Origin of the sequence: Phytoactinopolyspora alkaliphila, assembly GCF_010550695.1 — a bacterium.
GTDB lineage: Bacteria > Actinomycetota > Actinomycetes > Jiangellales > Jiangellaceae > Phytoactinopolyspora > Phytoactinopolyspora alkaliphila.
Genome location: NZ_JAAGOB010000002.1, coordinates 58318 through 75285, shown reverse-complemented (window position 1 = coordinate 75285; position 16968 = coordinate 58318). Strand labels below are relative to the sequence as shown.

The 16968-nt window shown below is 68.2% G+C and carries 14 protein-coding genes; 10 read left to right on the top strand and 4 right to left on the bottom strand.

From position 1 onward, the window contains the following. Positions 1–193 precede the first annotated feature (193 nt). The 3 genes from groES (at position 194) to G1H11_RS03325 (ending at position 3512) form a co-directional block, all read left to right on the top strand. Positions 194–514, top strand: a complete 321-nt coding sequence (gene groES, locus G1H11_RS03335; RefSeq protein ID WP_343074799.1) for a co-chaperone GroES — start codon at positions 194–196, stop codon at positions 512–514. Positions 515–671: 157 nt separating this feature from the next. Next, positions 672–2294: a chaperonin GroEL gene (gene groL, locus G1H11_RS03330; RefSeq protein WP_163816089.1), complete on the top strand. Its 1623-nt coding sequence runs from the start codon at positions 672–674 to the stop codon at positions 2292–2294. A 228-nt stretch (positions 2295–2522) separates the two neighbouring features. Continuing rightward, positions 2523–3512, top strand: coding sequence for a TIGR03557 family F420-dependent LLM class oxidoreductase (locus tag G1H11_RS03325; RefSeq protein WP_163816087.1), 990 nt, complete (start codon positions 2523–2525; stop codon positions 3510–3512). On the opposite strand, the gene G1H11_RS03320 is transcribed toward G1H11_RS03325, so the two are convergent. From G1H11_RS03320 to G1H11_RS03310, 3 genes are read right to left on the bottom strand one after another with little or no spacing between them, the layout of a single operon-like run. Next, positions 3509–4327, bottom strand: coding sequence for an ABC transporter ATP-binding protein (locus G1H11_RS03320; RefSeq protein WP_216843410.1), 819 nt, complete (start codon positions 4325–4327; stop codon positions 3509–3511). The two genes, G1H11_RS03325 and G1H11_RS03320, sit on opposite strands and share 4 nt — an antisense overlap. Beyond that, positions 4324–5415 carry a putative F420-0 ABC transporter permease subunit gene (locus G1H11_RS03315; RefSeq protein ID WP_163816085.1) on the bottom strand — a complete coding sequence of 364 codons (1092 nt, stop codon included), beginning with the start codon at positions 5413–5415 and terminating at the stop codon, positions 4324–4326. The genes G1H11_RS03320 and G1H11_RS03315 overlap by 4 nt, the downstream gene beginning before the upstream one ends. Further along, positions 5412–6455: a putative F420-0 ABC transporter substrate-binding protein gene (locus tag G1H11_RS03310; RefSeq protein ID WP_163816083.1), complete on the bottom strand. Its 1044-nt coding sequence runs from the start codon at positions 6453–6455 to the stop codon at positions 5412–5414. Before G1H11_RS03310 ends, G1H11_RS03315 begins: the two co-directional genes overlap by 4 nt. A 276-nt stretch (positions 6456–6731) precedes the next feature. Here G1H11_RS03310 and G1H11_RS03305 point away from each other — a divergent pair, with 276 nt between their 5' ends. Next, on the top strand, positions 6732–7904 hold the full coding sequence (locus G1H11_RS03305; RefSeq protein WP_163816081.1) for a pyridoxal phosphate-dependent aminotransferase: 1173 nt from the start codon (positions 6732–6734) through the stop codon (positions 7902–7904). Positions 7905–7907: 3 nt separating this feature from the next. Here the strand turns inward: G1H11_RS03305 and G1H11_RS03300 are convergent, their stop codons facing one another. Beyond that, positions 7908–8588: a winged helix-turn-helix transcriptional regulator gene (locus G1H11_RS03300; RefSeq protein ID WP_163816079.1), complete on the bottom strand. Its 681-nt coding sequence runs from the start codon at positions 8586–8588 to the stop codon at positions 7908–7910. 96 nt (positions 8589–8684) lie between these two features. Between G1H11_RS03300 and G1H11_RS03295 the strand changes: the two genes are divergently transcribed. From G1H11_RS03295 to G1H11_RS03270, 6 genes are all read left to right on the top strand, one after another. Beyond that, positions 8685–9608 carry an alpha/beta fold hydrolase gene (locus G1H11_RS03295; RefSeq protein ID WP_163816076.1) on the top strand — a complete coding sequence of 308 codons (924 nt, stop codon included), beginning with the start codon at positions 8685–8687 and terminating at the stop codon, positions 9606–9608. 120 nt (positions 9609–9728) lie between these two features. Further along, positions 9729–11252 (top strand): IMP dehydrogenase, encoded by a 1524-nt coding sequence (guaB, locus tag G1H11_RS03290; RefSeq protein WP_163816075.1) that lies wholly within the window; start codon positions 9729–9731, stop codon positions 11250–11252. Positions 11253–11364: 112 nt separating this feature from the next. Continuing rightward, positions 11365–13932 carry a polysaccharide lyase family 8 super-sandwich domain-containing protein gene (locus G1H11_RS03285; RefSeq protein WP_163816073.1) on the top strand — a complete coding sequence of 856 codons (2568 nt, stop codon included), beginning with the start codon at positions 11365–11367 and terminating at the stop codon, positions 13930–13932. 79 nt (positions 13933–14011) lie between these two features. Next, on the top strand, positions 14012–15121 hold the full coding sequence (locus tag G1H11_RS03280; protein WP_163816071.1) for a GuaB3 family IMP dehydrogenase-related protein: 1110 nt from the start codon (positions 14012–14014) through the stop codon (positions 15119–15121). A gap of 113 nt (positions 15122–15234) precedes the next feature. Then, positions 15235–16023 carry an enoyl-CoA hydratase/isomerase family protein gene (locus tag G1H11_RS03275; RefSeq protein ID WP_163816069.1) on the top strand — a complete coding sequence of 263 codons (789 nt, stop codon included), beginning with the start codon at positions 15235–15237 and terminating at the stop codon, positions 16021–16023. A 1-nt stretch (position 16024) separates the two neighbouring features. Further along, entirely contained in the window at positions 16025–16951 is a 927-nt protein-coding gene (locus G1H11_RS03270; RefSeq protein WP_163816067.1) for a hydroxymethylglutaryl-CoA lyase, read from the top strand. The last annotated feature ends 17 nt before the right edge of the window (positions 16952–16968 follow it).

Sequence of the window (16968 nt, the reverse complement as noted above, 5' to 3'; positions counted from 1 at the left end):
CGAACCGGACGTGACGGCGATCGTAATGGGACGCGTTCACGCCCCCGGCCTAGCACTCACCTTGACCGAGTGCTAATGATTGGCTATGTTCGACATTGGCACACTCACATGGAGAGTGCCAACGGCCGATACCGCCGGCACCCGCGACGACGGTGGCACGCGGCCAGTCCATACGAAGCATCCGTGACATCCCGTGAAAGGGGAGGTCAGACTAGTGTCGGTCTCCATCAAGCCACTTGAGGATCGCATCGTGGTCAAGCCGCTGGAAGCGGAGCAGACCACAGCATCCGGACTCGTCATTCCTGACACCGCCAAGGAGAAGCCCCAGGAGGGTGAGGTCGTCGCCGTGGGCGAGGGCCGTTGGGACGAGGATGGCGAGAAGCGCATCCCCGTCGACGTGAAGGTCGGCGACGTCGTCCTCTACTCCAAGTACGGCGGCACCGAGGTGAAGTACGGCGGCGACGAGCTGCTGATCCTGTCTAGCCGCGACGTGCTCGCCGTCGTCAACAAGTGACGCACGAGCGACCTCTGTAACCACTGAGGACGTATCAGTGCGACGCCCCGGTGCGGCGGAGGGCCTCCATCCGGTGGCTCTTGGCCCGCTCAATTAGCGAGCGGGCCGCCGCGCCGGGGCGTCGTCCTTTTGACGTGGAAGGACGTTGAAAGAACCCATGCCCAAGATTCTCTCGTTCGACGAGGAAGCCCGCCGTAGCCTTGAGCGCGGCGTGGACGCCCTCGCGAACACCGTGAAGGTGACGCTCGGCCCGCGTGGTCGCAACGTCGTCATTGACAAGAAGTTCGGCTCGCCCACCATCACCAACGACGGCGTCACGATCGCTCGCGAGATCGAGCTGGACGACCCCTACGAAGACCTCGGCGCACAGCTGGCCAAGGAAGTCGCCACCAAGACCAACGACATCGCCGGAGACGGCACCACCACGGCCACCGTGCTGGCCCAGGCCATGGTGCACCGTGGCCTGCGTGCCGTCGCCGCCGGCGCGGGCCCGATGTCCATCAAGCGTGGCATCGACGCGGCCGTCGAGGCGGTCACCGCCCGGCTGGTCGAGTCCGCCAAGCCGGTGGACGAGAAGACGTCCATCGCTTCGGTGGCGGCGATCTCGGCGCAGGACCCCGAGATCGGCCGGATCATCGCCGAAGCCTTCGACAAGGTCGGCAAGGACGGCGTCATCACGGTCGACGAGTCGCAGACTTTCGGCACCGAGCTCGAGTTCACCGAGGGAATGCAGTTCGACAAGGGCTTCCTGAGCCCGCATTTCGTCACCGACCACGAGCGCCAGGAGACCATCCTGGAGGACGCCTACCTCCTCATCCACCAGGGCAAGATCACGTCGGTCGCCGACTTGCTGCCCCTGCTGGAGAAGGTCGTCCAGGCCGGTAAGCCGCTGCTCATCGTCGCTGAGGACGTCGAGGGCGAGGCGCTGTCCACGCTCGTCGTCAACAAGATCCGCGGCACGTTCACGTCGGTAGCCGTCAAGGCTCCCGGCTTCGGCGACCGCCGCAAGGCCATGCTGCAGGACCTGGCGATCCTGACCGGTGGCCAGGTCATCGCCGAGGAAGTCGGCCTCAAGCTCGACCAGGTCGGCCTCGAGGTGCTCGGTTCCGCCCGGCGGATCGTCGTCGGCAAGGACGAGACCACCGTCGTCGACGGTGCCGGCGCGGCTGAGGACATCCAGGGTCGGGTCGACCAGATCCGCGCGGAGATCGAGAACACCGACTCCGACTGGGACCGGGAGAAGCTGCAGGAGCGGCTGGCGAAGCTCGCCGGCGGCGTCGGTGTGGTGCGCGTCGGCGCGGCCACCGAGGTGGAGCTCAAGGAGCGCAAGCACCGCATCGAGGACGCGGTGTCCGCTACTCGGGCCGCCATCGAGGAAGGCATCGTCTCCGGTGGAGGTGCCGCACTCGTGCACGCTCGTTCCGCTCTGGACGGTGACCTCGGCCTGACCGGTGACGAGCAGGTGGGCGTGAGCATCGTCCGCGATGCCCTCGTCGAGCCGCTGCGCTGGATCGCTGAGAACGCGGGCGAGAACGGCTATGTCGTCGTGTCGAAGGTTGCCGAAGGCACGCCTGGTCACGGCTTCAACGCCGCCACCGGCCAGTACGGAGACCTCCTGGCCGACGGTGTCCTGGACCCGGTGAAGGTGACCCGTTCCGCGGTGGCCAACGCCGCCTCGATCGCGGCCATGCTCCTCACCACCGAGGCGCTCGTCGTGGACAAGCCCGAGGACGAGGAAGCCGCTGCCGCTGCTGGTCACGGTCACGGGCACGGCCACTGAAGATCAGTTCGCTGCACATTGCGTGGAAAATATCGGGGCTCGTCCGCTACAGAATTTCAGCGGACGAGCCCCGGCTCATCTCCACCGTATTTGCCTCCGCAATGACGGCGCCATCCTAAATGATCATGTAAACCATGTTTTCTCGTGCCCTACCATGCCTGCAGGCATGGTGAAGCACGTACAAACATGGTTTACATGATCATTTAGGGCGAGCAGGAGGAGCGGCGCATGAGCGGAGCACGCGTGGGATACGCGGCGATGCTGGAACGCTTCCACCCGTCCGACGTGACGGATCTCGCGGTCGAAGCGGAGCGGGCCGGCTTCGACGGCGTCATGGCCGACGACCATTTCCAGCCGTGGACGCCGCGCCAGGGACACGCCGGGTTCGTCTGGAACGTGATGACGGCGATGGCCGAGCGCACTCATGGCCTTGTCGGTGTCGGCGCCACGTGTCCCTCCTTCCGCTGGCATCCGGCCGTCGTCGCGCAGGCCGCCGCGACGCTGGAAGCGATGTACCCGGGGCGGCACTGGCTCGGGATCGGATCCGGTGAGGCCATCAGCGAGCACGTGGTGGGCGGATACTGGCCGGAAGCGCCCCAGCGGATCGCCCGCATGTTCGAGGCGATCGAGATCATCCAGAAGCTGTTCTCCGGCCGTGACGTCCGGCACGACGGCAAGTTCTTCACCCTGGAGCGGACCCGGCTCTGGACCCGGCCGGACGTCCCACCCCCTGTCTACGTCGCGACGTCAGGCCCGGTCACCGCGCGTCGTGCCGGCTCCGTCTGCGACGGGATCATCACGGTCGCATCGACGCCGGAGAAGGTGGCCGCATTGTTCTCCCGGTTTGACGAGGGGGCACGCTCGGTCGGCAAGGACCCGTCGTCGGCGGCGAAGATCGTGCAGATCCACCTCTCCTGGGCACCGGACCCCCTCGAGGCCGCCGCCCAGGCGGTACGCGAGTGGCCCAACGGTGCCATGCGGTTCTCCAAGGCGGACATCCGCTCGCCGCATGACATCGAGCAGATCGCCAGGACGGTACGCGCGGAAGACTTCGAGGGCCAGCTGCTCATCTCTGCCGACCCCGACGATCACCGCCGCGAGATCCAGCGGTACCTCGACGTCGGGGCGACGCATGTGTACCTGCACAACGCCGGAACCGATCAGCTGGGCTGGCTCAAGGCCTTCGGACGTGAGGTGATCCCCGGGCTCACGCCTTAGAGCGGCGAGAACGTCAGCACGGGGCGGCCGGTGCGGGGATGTGGGTGCACGTCGCAGTCCACACGGAATACGTCCCGGATCAGCGTCGGAACCAGGACGTCCTCCGGTGCCCCGGTCGCCGCGACCCGGCCGTGATCGAGTACCACCACCTGGTGGCAATGCGCGGCGGCAAGGTTGAGGTCGTGCAGTGCGGCGAGCGAGGTCAGGCCCAGCTCGAGCACGTTGCTCATCAGGTCCAGCTGGGCGTGGATGTCGAGGTGGTTGGTGGGCTCGTCGAGTAGGAGAAGCTCGGGCTGCTGGGCCAGGGCGCGTGCCAGGTGGACGCGCTGACGTTCCCCACCCGAGAGTGTGTGCCAGTCGCGTTCGGCCAGCCCGGGCACGCCGACGGTCTGCAGCGCGCCGAGGGCGATGTCGTCGTCGGAGTCCGACGCCGGGTACGGCGTGCGGCCGAGCAGGACCACGTCGAGCACGCGCAACGGCACATCGGTCGACACCTCCTGTTCCACGACAGCCACGCGGCGGGCGCGTTCGCGGCGGCGCATGCTGCGCAGGTCCTCGCCCCCGAGCGCGACCGTGCCGCGGTCCGGGCGGGTGGTGCCCGCCACGGCGCGCAGCAGGGTGCTCTTCCCCGACCCGTTGGGTCCGAGCAGCCCGGTGAGAGTGCCGGGCCGTACAGCCACGTCCACGCCGTCGATGATCAGATTTCCATCGACCGACCACGACACATCGGTGACCCGCAATCCGGCGGCGTCCGGGCGCACCCCGGGGAGAGTGGGGTGGGCCATGGTGACGGTGCTATGGGCGCTCATCGTCATGCTCGGCCAACCTTCCGTCGTCGCAGGAGGACAGCGAATGCGGGCGCGCCGAGGAAGGCGGTGACCACCCCGACCGGGAGTTCTCGCGGATCGAACACGGTGCGGGCGACGGTGTCGGCCCAGATCATGAAGCTCGCCCCGGCAAGCGCGGCCAGGGGCAGGACTCGCCGGTGACCGGCGCCGACGAGCAGCCGGACCGCGTGGGGCAGCATCAGCCCGACGAACCCGATCGCGCCGCTGACCGCCACCGCGGCTCCGGTGAGCAGAGCGACCAGGGCCAGCATGGTCCATCGGGTCGCGTTGACATTGATGCCCAGGTTCGACGCGGCCCCGTCGCCGAAGGCGAACGCGTCCAGGGTCCGGCTGCGCGACATCAGGGCGGTGCCGACGACGGCCACGGCGGCGCTGACGACCGCCACGTCGTTCCAGCTCGCGCCTCCCAGCGATCCGAGCAGCCAGCTGAGGATCGAGCGGTAGGAATCACCCGTCGCGGACCAGAAGATGACGAACGAGGTGACGGCCGAGCACAGGTATGAGACCGCGAGACCGGCCAGGATGGTACGGGTAGGCGGCAGCTCGCCGCGGCGGCTGGCCAGGGCCAGGGTGGCTGCGAGGGCGAGCAGCGCACCCGCGAACGCGGCGACCGGCAGGCCGAGAGTCCCGACGCCAAGGACGAGCACAACCACGGCACCGACGGACGCGCCCGACGACAGCCCCAGCAGATAGGGCTCGGCGAGGGGGTTACGGGTGAGCGTCTGCATGACGGCCCCGCAGATTGCCAGCGCCGCACCGACGGCGGCGGCCGTCAGGACGCGCGGCAGGCGTAACTCCCAGACGATCCCATCTCTGAGCTCCGACAACGACGTCTGGAACCCGACGCGCTCCAGGCCGACGTGGCTGCCGATCGAGCGCCAGACGTCCAAGGCGCCGATGTCCGCCGAGCCGATCGTCACCGCGACGGTGGCAGAGGCGACGAGGACGGCCGTCATCGCAGCGGTCCACACGCTTGTCGGAACGTGCCGGCGACGCGCCGGTCCGGGCGGCGACTCCGTCGTCGCCGGGTTCCCGGAGGTGAGGGACGCTGTCATCGTCGGCCGCTCTCCGCCTCGGTCAGTCCGAGGTCGTCCAGCTGAGCAGCGAGATCCACCACAGCACCGGCGTTGCGGACTCCTGCCTCCGCCGCCGGGAAGGGGATCCGCAGATAGCGTCCCTCCTGCACCGCCGGCAGAGCGGCGGTGGCGGCGTTGGACTCCAGCAGCTGGATCTTGTTGTCCGCGGTGTTCCACGCCGCGTCGACGAGGATGATCACGTCCGGGTCCCTGTCCACCACCTGTTCCCAGGTGACGCTCGCCCAGGTGTCGTGGACGTCGGTGAAGATGTTCTCCAGACCGAGCTCGCGCATCATCATCGCCGGCGCGCCGATGTCAGCGCCCACGTACGGCGTGTCCTCACCTGAGCTGTACCAGAGGGCGGTGAGCCCGTCGCCGGGCGCGTCCACCCCCTCCAGCAGCTCTCGCTGCTCGGCGACGAGGGCGTCGGCCCGGTCCTCCACATCGAAGATCCCGGCCAGCTCGTGGATGTGGTCGAACAGCGCGTCGAATGTCATCGGATCGGGCTGGTATCCGGGTTCCTTGCAGGCGGAAGGCGCCACGTAGGTGTCGATCCCGAAGCTGGCCAGCGCCTGCCGCTCACCTGCGGTATCGACGGCGAAGTTGCTCTCCCAGCCGGCGAAGACGAAGTCCGGTTCGGCGTCGAGCAGGGCTTCCTGGCCGGGCACCTGCTCGGAGAGGACCGGCACGCCGGCGAGATCCGCGGCGTATTCGTCCGGGACGGCGCCGTCGGCGAACGCCGTGCCGACGAGCCGATCCGCGAGGCCGAGCGCCAGCATCAGTTCAGTCGACGTGGACTTGATCGTGACGACGCGTTCAGGCGGGTCGTCGACGGTCACCTCGAAGCCGCAGTTGTCGAGGGTCGTGGGGCCGCCGGGCGCCTCGGCCGCCTGCGAAGGCCGGCCGTGGTCGCCGGTGGTGGCCTCGGCTGCGCAACCGGCGAGGACGCCGACGGAGAGGAGCGAGAGGACGGTGGCCGCGGTACGGCTGGATGCGCGAAGCGGCGGGAGAGCAAACACGGATACTCCAACGATGGCGGGTGCCGGTCTATGCCGGGCCGGCGAACGGCACGGCAGGGGACAGCGAGCGGTGAGGCGACCAAGGCGACCGCCGAACCAGCTACCCACTCATCGGGCAGACACATGGGAGCACAAGTGATGCTCCTGGGCCTGCCGCCAAGTCTAAGCCCTTCACCCGATTTCGGAACCCTGGCATGGGTTGTGGTCCCACAAGTGGGATATTTCGGGCGGATTTACGACCTCAACCCATGCCAGGGCTCGCGTAGGGTGGCGGACATGAGCGAGCCACGCGCCCATCTCATCGAACGGATGCGACCGTTCACCTCGACGATCTTCGCGGAGATGTCGGCGCTGGCCGTGCGCACCGGCGCTATCAACCTCGGTCAGGGCTTCCCCGACACCGACGGGCCGCAGCTCATCCTGGACGCGGCCACGGAGGCCATCCACAGCGGAGAGAACCAATACCCGCCCGGGCCGGGTGTGCCGGAGCTGCGGGCCGCCGTCGCTCACCACCAGAAGCGCTTCTACGGGATCGAGGCCGACGCCGACTCGGAGATTCTGATCACCGCCGGCGCCACCGAGGCGATCGCGTCGACGATCCTCGCGTTGTGCGAACCGGGCGACGAGGTGGTGACATTTGAGCCCTACTACGACTCCTATGCGGCATCCATCGCGCTGGCGGGAGCGCGGCGGCGGACCGTGCGCCTTCGTGCTCCGGACTTCCGGTTCGACGACGACGAACTGCGGGCCGCCTTCACCGACCGGACCCGGGTGGTGCTGCTCAACAGCCCGCACAACCCGACCGGCAAGGTGTTCAGTCGCGCGGAGCTGGAACTCGTGGCCAGGCTGGCCGTCGAGCACGATGCCGTCGTGGTTACCGACGAGGTCTACGAGCACCTTGCCTTCGACGCCCGCCCGCACATCCCGATGACGACGCTGCCCGGCATGGCAGAGCGGACCGTCACCATCTCCTCGGCGGGCAAGACGTTCTCCGTGACCGGGTGGAAGATCGGCTGGCTGCACGGCCCAGCCGAGCTCGTGGCGGCCGCCCGCGCGGTCAAGCAGTTCCTCACGTACGTGAGCGGTGGTCCCTTTCAGCGGGCGGTCGCCTCGGCGCTCGGGCTCGGCGACGACTTCTATGCCGGTCTGACCGCCGGCATGCAGGCAAAACGTGACCTGCTCTGCGCCGGGCTGCGCACGGCGGGCTTCGACGTCTTCCCGACATCCGGCACGTACTTCGTGATCACAGACGTCGCGTCACTCGGGTACGACGACGGCGTCGACTTCTGCCTGCGACTGCCCGAGAGGGCCGGCGTCGCCGCCGTTCCGGTCTCGGTGTTCTGCGACGACAAGGCGGCGGCGCGCACACTCGTCCGGTTCGCGTACTGCAAGCGTGACGAGGTCCTGGCCGAGGCGGTGGACCGGCTGGCCCGGTTACGTTCGCGGTGACCGTCACGAGGTCCGGCGCGGTTTGCTCACAGCCGCCACGAGGCGCCGCACCGCCGCGAGATCACCTGCCACGGTGAGCTCACCGCGATCGGTCAATTCAGGCAGGTCCTCCCTGCCCTCGATCAGCGCGTGCATGGTCATGTGGTCCTGGCAGGTGACCGTGGCGGCAGGCGCTCCGTCGGCCGGCGCATCGACGCGGCCGCGGGTGAGCTCGGTGAGTCTTCCTTCGGTCACGGTGAGCCGATAGCTCTCCCGGCCGAGGCTGATGTGGTACGTCGCGGACCACGCTGGGTCATGCCGCTCGGTGAAGAAGGTCCGCAGGCCCAGCATCACCGAATCGGGGCTGAGCCTGGTGCCGTCCGGCGGCACCGGCGCCCGGACACCCCAGCGGGCCAGTGCCCGGAAGACGGGTTCGATCTCACTGCCCCATGGGGTGAGCTCGTAGATCGTCGAGCCGGCAGGGGGCGGAAGGCTCCGCTTGGCGACGACGCCGGACCGCTCGAGGTCCCGAAGCCGCTGAGTCAGCATGTTCGGGCCGGCCTTGGGCAGACTCGCCTGCAGGTCACTGAAGCGGCGGGGGCCGAGTCGCAGCTCCCGCACCACCAGGAGCGCCCACCGGTCACCGACGATGTCCATGGCGTGGGCGATGGGGCACGCCTCGCCGTACGTACGGCTGGTGGTCATGGCCATCCTCACGTTGATTCGACTTACTTAGAAAAGTGTAGCAGTTACTTAGGAAAGTGTAGTACAGTCGTCGCAACAGACGGAAGGCAGGTAGCCATGAACACGGATCACCACAGTTCGGATCAGGAACGTAGCCGCTCCACCACCGCGCCGGAGCGTTCCGGCGAGCGGATCGTCCGCGCCAACGGCGTGGATTTGTGCATCGAGACGTTCGGAGACCGGTCCGATCCGGTACTCCTTCTGATCGGCGGCGCGGCCAGTTCCATGGACTGGTGGGAGGACGAGTTCTGCGAGCGCATCGCCGCTAGAGGGCGCTACGTCGTCAGGTACGACCTGCGTGACACCGGCCGCTCGGTCAGCTATCCGGCCGGCGCGCCCGGCTATACCGGTCAGGATCTGGCCGGCGACGTCGTGGGCCTGCTCGACGTGCTCGGTGCGCCGAGTGCGCACCTGGTGGGTATCTCGATGGGTGCGGGTATCGCCCAGCGGATCGCGCTGGAGCATCCTCAGCGAGTGAGTTCGCTCACGCTGCTGTCCACCTCCCCTGGTGGAACGGGTGGGCCTGACGATCCGGAGCTTCCGCCGCCTGCGGACCATGTGCGGGCGATGTTCGCGGAGCCCGCGCCCGAGCCAGACTGGTCGGACCGGGATGCGGTGGTCGAGTCGATGGTCGAAGAGTTGCGTGCGTTCGGCGGGACGCACCCGTTCGACGCGACGCGCCTGCACCGGCTCGTCGGGCGAATCTACGATCGCACCACGAACATCGCCGCGAGCCAGACGAACCACTGGATCCTCGAAGACGGCGAGCCCATCCGGCATCGCCTGCGGGAGATCGATGTGCCCACGCTCGTCATGCACGGCACCGCTGACCCGCTGTTCCCGCTGTCACACGGCGAGGCGCTGGCCAGGGAGATCCCGGGTGCACGGTTCCTGCCGCTGGAGGGCGGGGGACACGAGTTCCCGGCGGTGGACGTCTGGGACGTCGTCGTTCCCGCCATCCTGGACCACACCGCCGGGTAACGGGTGACCGATGCCACGGCTGCCGGCCCGCACGGGATACACGAACGGCCCATACGTCAGACGCCGGCGCCCGGCATACCATGGGGGCATTGCCCGCCTTCACGCACGAGGATCATCTTTATGGAGTCCAGACCGCACGAGATCCCCGACAAGTTCGCGACCATCGGGCTGACGTTCGACGACGTCCTGCTGCAGCCCAACGAATCCGACGTCGTCCCGAGCGAGGTCGACACCACCTCGCGCCTGACGCGGAACATCGACGTGCGCATTCCGCTGGTCTCCAGCGCGATGGACACGGTGACCGAGTCCCGGATGGCCATCGCCATGGCCCGCCAGGGAGGCCTGGGCGTGCTGCACCGCAGCCTCTCCATCGAGGATCAGGCCCGCCAGGTGGACCAGGTCAAGCGCTCCGAGTCCGGCATGGTCACCGACCCGGTCACCACGGGTCCGGACTCCACTCTGGCCGAGGTGGACGCGCTGTGCGGTCACTATCGCGTCTCCGGGCTGCCGGTGGTCGACGCTGACGGCGTGCTGGTGGGGATCGTCACCAACCGGGATCTGCGGTTCGTGCCGGAAGATCAGCATCACATCCGCACGGTGCGCGAGACCATGACGTCGATGCCGCTGGTCACCGCGCCCGTCGGGATCAAGCCCGAGGACGCGATCGCCCTTCTGGCCAAGCACAAGATCGAGAAGCTGCCGCTGGTGGACGAGCACGACCGGCTGCGCGGACTGATCACGGTCAAGGACTTCGTGAAGTCCCAGCAGTTCCCCGAGGCCACCAAGGACGCCGACGGCCGCCTGGTGGTCGGTGCCGCTGTCGGCTTCTTCGGCGATGCCTGGGAACGGGCCATGGCGCTGGTGGAGTCGGGGGTCGACGTGCTGGTGGTCGACACCGCGCACGGGCACACCAGCCTCCTCCTGGACATGGTCCGCCGGCTGAAGTCGGAGCCCGCCGCTGCCGGCGTGGAGGTGGTCGGCGGCAACATCGCCACCCGTGCTGGCGCGCAGGCGCTGATCGACGCGGGCGCGGACGCCATCAAGGTCGGCATCGGGCCCGGCTCCATCTGCACCACGCGCGTGGTGGCCGGTATCGGTGTTCCCCAGGTCACGGCCATCTACGAGGCGTCGCTGGCCGCCGGTCCAGCTGGGGTCCCGGTCATCGGCGACGGTGGGTTGCAGTACTCGGGTGACATCGCGAAGGCGATTGTCGCGGGCGCCGACACCGTCATGCTGGGCTCCCTGCTCGCGGGCGTCGAGGAGAGCCCGGGCCAGCTGATCTTCGTCAACGGCAAGCAGTACAAGTCGTATCGGGGCATGGGATCCCTGGGTGCCCTGCGCAAGCGCGGGGCGGCTGACACCGGCTCCCGGGACCGCTACTTCCAGGCCGACGTCTCGTCGGAGGACAAGCTGGTTCCGGAAGGAGTCGAGGGCCAGGTCCCCTTCCGGGGCCCGCTGAGCAGCGTGACGCACCAGCTGATCGGCGGCCTCCGGCAGGCGATGTTCTACACCGGATCCAGGACGGTGCCGGATCTCAAGGAGCGGGGCCGGTTCGTCCGGATCACCTCGGCGGGCCTGAAGGAATCCCATCCGCACGACATCCAGATGACCGTCGAGGCTCCGAACTACGCGTCGCGCAGGTAGGCCAGGTCCGGTTCAAGGAGAGAAACCGACGATGCGGGCCTTGCCATCCCGGCAAGCGCTTGCTTGAATCAGAGGTCGTGGTCTATACCTCTACCTGACTGGAGGCTCCGCAATGCCTCAGATCTCCCGCCGCCGAGTGCTTTCGTTCATTCCCGCTGTCGGGCTCCTCTCCGTCGCTGATCCAGCGCGTGCTGTCACAACGACGCCCACCAGAAGCCTGGCCGAGGCCGCTGCGGATCACACCCGTCTGCTCGCCAACACGGTCGAGATGTTCGCCGGACAGGCCGAGTCGAACTCGCGACCCGAGGCTGCTGGCAAACTCGCGACCATTCACCAGACCGCCCGCAGCCGGCTCACCGCCATGGACAACGCCGGCAACGGTCAGTTGTTCGCCGGACAGCAGCTCGGCAGCGATGAGACCAACCTCCGGTCGGCTTACCAGTTCCTCTACGAGATCGCGCTGGCCACGGCCACACCTGGCGTCGACTCCGAACTGGTCGGCGATATCGGGGTTCAGCGGCGCGTCATCGACGGGCTGATCTGGCTGCACGATCACCACTTCGGCGATCAGGAGCAGGGATACTACGGCAACTGGCACGTCTGGGAGATCGCCATCCCCACGCATGTCAGCAAGACCTTCGCGCTGCTTGCCGAGCAAGTGGCCGAATACGCGCCGGGCTTGGTCGAGACATACGTGGCGTCGTTGGACGCCTATCTTCGGGAGGGCAAGGACGGCGACGTCGATCTCGACTCGCGTTTCCACACGGGCGCGAACCTGGCCGACATCACCGCCAACCGGATCATCCAGGGCGCGATGCTGGGCGACGACGCCCGGATCGCCAAGGCAGTCGATGACCAGTCGACCGTGTTCGCGACGATCGATCCGTACAACCTCCAGCACGGAAACACCGACGGTTACTACGAGGACGGCTCCTTCATCCAGCATCATTCGGTTGCCTACACCGGTTCATACGGCAAGGGCTTGCTCACGCGCGTCGTGCAGTCGGTGAAGATTCTCGACGGCACGTCCTACGCCAGCGGCGGCGAACTCGTCGACGTGGTGCGTGGATGGGTGGTGAACGGGTTCGCGCCGCTGATCTTCGAAGGCTGGATGATGGAGATCGTCAAGGGCCGGGCGGTCTCGCGGACCACCACCGGGTATACCGACGTGGGCGTGATCGTGGAGGCGATCGTCGACCTCGCCGACTACCTCGACGGTGAAGATGCCCGAGACCTCAAGGGATACGTGAAGTTCATCCGGTCCACGTCACGAACGACGCTCAACCCGGGCAGCTTCGTCTCTCCGGTCAGCATCACCCGGTACGCCGACATCCTGGCCGACGACGCCATTCCCGCGGCTGATCTCAATCCGGCCGAGCGCAGCGTCGCGTTCAACGCCATGGACAAGGCGGTGCACATTCGGCCCGGGTATGCCTTCGCGCTGGCTCGCAGCTCGGATCGGATCAGCAAGTACGAGTACATGAACGGCGAGAACCTGATGCCCTGGTTCCAGGGCGACGGCGCGTACTACCTCTACCTGTCCGGGCAGGACCAGACGAAGGCCTTCGGCGTCGACTACTACACCACGGTCTCGCCGTACCGGCTGTCCGGTGTGACGGCCCCGGTCGAGGAGCGTTCCACGGTGCCGGACCTCTATGGGCGGTTCTGGTACGAGAACCCGGACCATCCGCTGGGGTTCACGTCGTCGTCGGTGTCGCAGAACACCTACGTCTACTTCCCGACAGGCACCAACGGCTACTCCGGCGGTGCCACGCTCGGCACCTACGGCGTCGCGGGAATGGTGCAGTCCGACGACGTTCCGTACGCCGACAAGCAGGCCGGAATCCTGCCCGAGGATTTCGTGGCCTACCAGAACGCCACGTCGACGAAATCGTGGTTCATGCTCGACGACGAGATCGTGGTCCTGGCTTCCGGGATCTCCGGTCAGAGTGGCCGTGACGCGGTGACCACCATCGACAGCCGCATCGCCGGTACCGGAGACGATGTCGTGGTGTCCGGCGCGCGGCCCGACGGCTCGTCGTGGTCCGGCCCCGGTTCCGCGAAGCTGGCCTGGCTTCGCTACGCCAACGGCACCGAGGGCGTCGCAGTGGGGTATCTGCTGCTCGGCGACGCGTCGCCGGTGAACGTCGATCTGGAGCAGGTCACCCGGAGCCGCCGCGCTGTGCGGGTGTCCAATCCGGACACTCAGGTGAGCAAGAAGGTCTTCGGGGTTTCGGTCTCCCACCCGGCCGGGGAGGGTGAAGCGTCCGTGGCGTACGCGCTGGTGCCCCACGCGGACGAGGATCGGCTGCAGGCATACGCCGACGGCCGGTTGAGCGTCCTGGTCAACAACCCGCGGCTGCAGGCGGTCAAGCACACCGGCCTCGGGATGATCGCGGCGAACGTCTTCGCGGACGGATGGCACCATGCCGGGCACGTGGCGATCCACGGGCCCGCATCGGTCATCGTCCGGGAACGCGACGGGATCGTCACGGTCGCCGTGTCCGACCCGACCATGAACCGCGCCGAGATCTCGATCGTCGTCCGTGGCCGCCCCCTGACACTCGAATCGGCCGACGACGGTGTCGACGTACGACCGGCCCAGGGCGGCATCCGCATCGACGTGCGCACCCGCGAGGCCTACGGGCGCAGCTTCACGGCGCGGTTGCGCAGGCGTTGAGATCCATCTGCCGGCACCGCGTCCGGGCACGTCCGGATGCGGTGCCAGCGTGTGCCGCCTTTCCCGGTAGCCTGGTCCAGTGGCAGAAGTAGAGATCGGCCGGGGTAAGCGCGGCCGCGAGGCGTACGCGTTCGATGACGTGGCGATTGTCCCGTCGCGTCGTACCCGGGACCCGGAGGAAGTGTCGACCCACTGGCAGATCGATGCCTACCGGTTCGACACGCCGCTGATCGCGGCTCCCATGGACTCGGTGATGTCGCCCGCAACGGCGATCGCGCTGGGGAAGAAGGGCGGCCTTGGCGTCCTGGATCTCGAGGGACTGTGGACCCGCTACGAGGATCCCGAACCGCTGCTCGAGGAGATCGCCGAACTCGAAGAAGGCAAGGCGCTCAACCGGCTGCAGGAGATCTACGGCCAGCCGGTGCGCGAGGAGCTCATCGGCGAGCGGCTCCGGGAGATCCGCGCTGCCGGCGTCACGGTGGCCGGTGCGCTCTCCCCGCAGCGGGTCAAGCAGCATTACCAGGCGGTGATCGACGGCGGTGTCGACCTGTTCGTCATCCGCGGGACAACGGTCTCCGCGGAGCACGTCTCCGGGCAGGCCGAGCCGCTCAACCTCAAGCAGTTCATCTACGAGCTCGACGTCCCGGTGCTGGTGGGCGGCTGCGCCACGTACCAGGCCGCGCTGCACCTCATGCGGACCGGCGCGGCGGGTGTCCTGGTCGGCTTCGGTGGCGGCGCGGCACACACCACTCGCTCCGTGCTCGGTGTCACGGTGCCGATGGCCAGTGCCGTCGCGGACGTCGCGGCAGCCCGGCGTGACTACCTGGACGAGTCCGGTGGACGGTACGTCCACGTCGTCGCCGACGGCTCGATCGGCCGCTCCGGCGACATCGCGAAGGCGATCGCCTGTGGCGCCGACGCGGTGATGGTGGGCTCACCCCTGGCCCGTGCGGCCGAAGCGCCGGGCCGCGGCTGGCACTGGGGTTCCGAGGCGCACCACCCGGATCTGCCCCGGGGCGAGCGCCTGTGGACGGGGACCATCGCGCCCCTGGAGCAGATCCTGAACGGGCCGTCGTTCCTCGCCGACGGTTCGATGAACATTGTCGGCGCGCTGCGCCGGTCCATGGCCACCACCGGCTACACCGAGCTCAAGGAGTTCCAGCGGGTCGAGGTCACGGTTCTGCGCTAGACCCGGCCACCAGGCGAGAATCTCAGGCGGCTGGGTCCCGCTATGGTCGGCCACACTCCCGGCGCTTCCCCGCGGGGCCTGACGAACACCGCGCAGCGGGATAAGGTCGGCCGATGGAGACTGTGAAGATTCGCCGGCACGATCCGTCCGGCACGGTGGAGATCGTGCTTGACCGGCCGGACGCGCTCAACGCGGTCTCCACCGAGCACGCGCGCGCCCTCGCCGCCGTGGGACGGGGTCTCGCCGAGGACACCACCATGCGGGCGGTGGTGCTGACGTCGTCGTCGCCCAAGGCGTTCTGCGTCGGCGCGGATCTGAAGGAGCGCGCGTCGTTCACCGACGACGAGCTGCGCGACCAGCGACCGATCACCCGGGCGGCGTATACGAGCATCCTGGATCTGCCTGTTCCCACCATTGCCGCAATCCAGGGCTACGCGCTGGGAGGCGGCTTCGAGCTGGCCCTCGCCTGCGATCTGATCGTCGTCGACGATACTGCTGTGCTCGGGCTCCCAGAGGTATCGGTCGGCCTGGTCCCGGGCGGAGGCGGAACCCAGCTGCTCGCCCGCCGGATCGGCTGGGGGCGTGCCTGTGACCTCACCTTCACCGCCCGCCGCATCGACGCCGACGAGGCCTACCGGATGGGTATCGCCGATCGGCTGGTGATGTCCGGGCAGGCTCGTGAGGCCGCGCTAGAGCTCGCGACCCACATCGCCTCGAACTCGCCGGTGGGTTTGCGGCAGGCGAAGCGGGCCATGCGCCTCGGGATGGACGGCTCGCTGGCCGCCGGGCTGGAGATCGAGGACGCCGCCTGGCGGACGGCCGCGTTCAGCGCGGATAGAAAAGAGGGCATCGCGGCGTTCAATGAGAAGAGAGATCCGAACTGGCCACGAACCGGGGCGTGAGATGACTGAACTGCCGGCGCGGGTGAGCCTGCGCGAAGTGGGGCCGAGGGACGGGCTGCAGAACGAGGATCCGATTCCCACCGCGGCCAAGGTCGACCTGATCGAGGCGCTCTCCGCCACTGGGCTGCGCCGGATCGAGGCGGTGTCGTTCGTCCATCCTGCGGCGATCCCGCAGATGGCGGACGCCGACGAGGTCTGGACAGGGGTGCGCCCGCGAGACTCCGTGCGCTATTCCGCGCTGGTGCCGAACCGGCGTGGCCTGCAGCGCGCTCTGGCGGCGGGATTCGTGGACCTTGAGGTCGTGATCTCGGCCTCGGACACTCACAACCGGGAGAACATCAAGCGCGGGACTGACGAGTCACTAGCCGGCCTGCCCGAGCTTGCCGAACTCGCCCACGCCGGAGGCGCGACACTCCAGTTGATCGTCTCGACGGCATGGGGCTGCCCGTACGAGGGTGAGGTGCCCGTTGAACGGGTGCTGCGAGTGGTCAAACAGGGTGTGGCGGCAGGCGTCGACTCCCTCGCCTTCGGGGACACCACCGGAATGGCCACACCCACCCGGGTGACCCGCCTGGTCGGCGAGGTCCGGGCAGCGCACCCGGACAGCCCGATCGGGCTGCACTTCCACAACACCCGCGGTACCGGGCTGGCGAACGTGTACGCCGCGCTGCAGCTCGGCGTGGACGACTTCGACGCCGCAGTGGCCGGTCTCGGCGGTTGCCCGTACGCACCTGGAGCATCCGGGAACATCGCCACCGAAGAGGTGGTCTCGATGCTCGAGGACATGGGTGTGGAGACCGGCGTCGACCTCGAAGCTCTTCTCGAAGTCGCGGGGATGGCCGAAGCATATGTCGGGCATCCAGCGCCGTCGCAGGTCCTGCGAGCGGGCCCCCGCTGGAAGACCGTTCCGCGGCCCCCGGCCGATTGAGCCGCCAGGACGGTTCC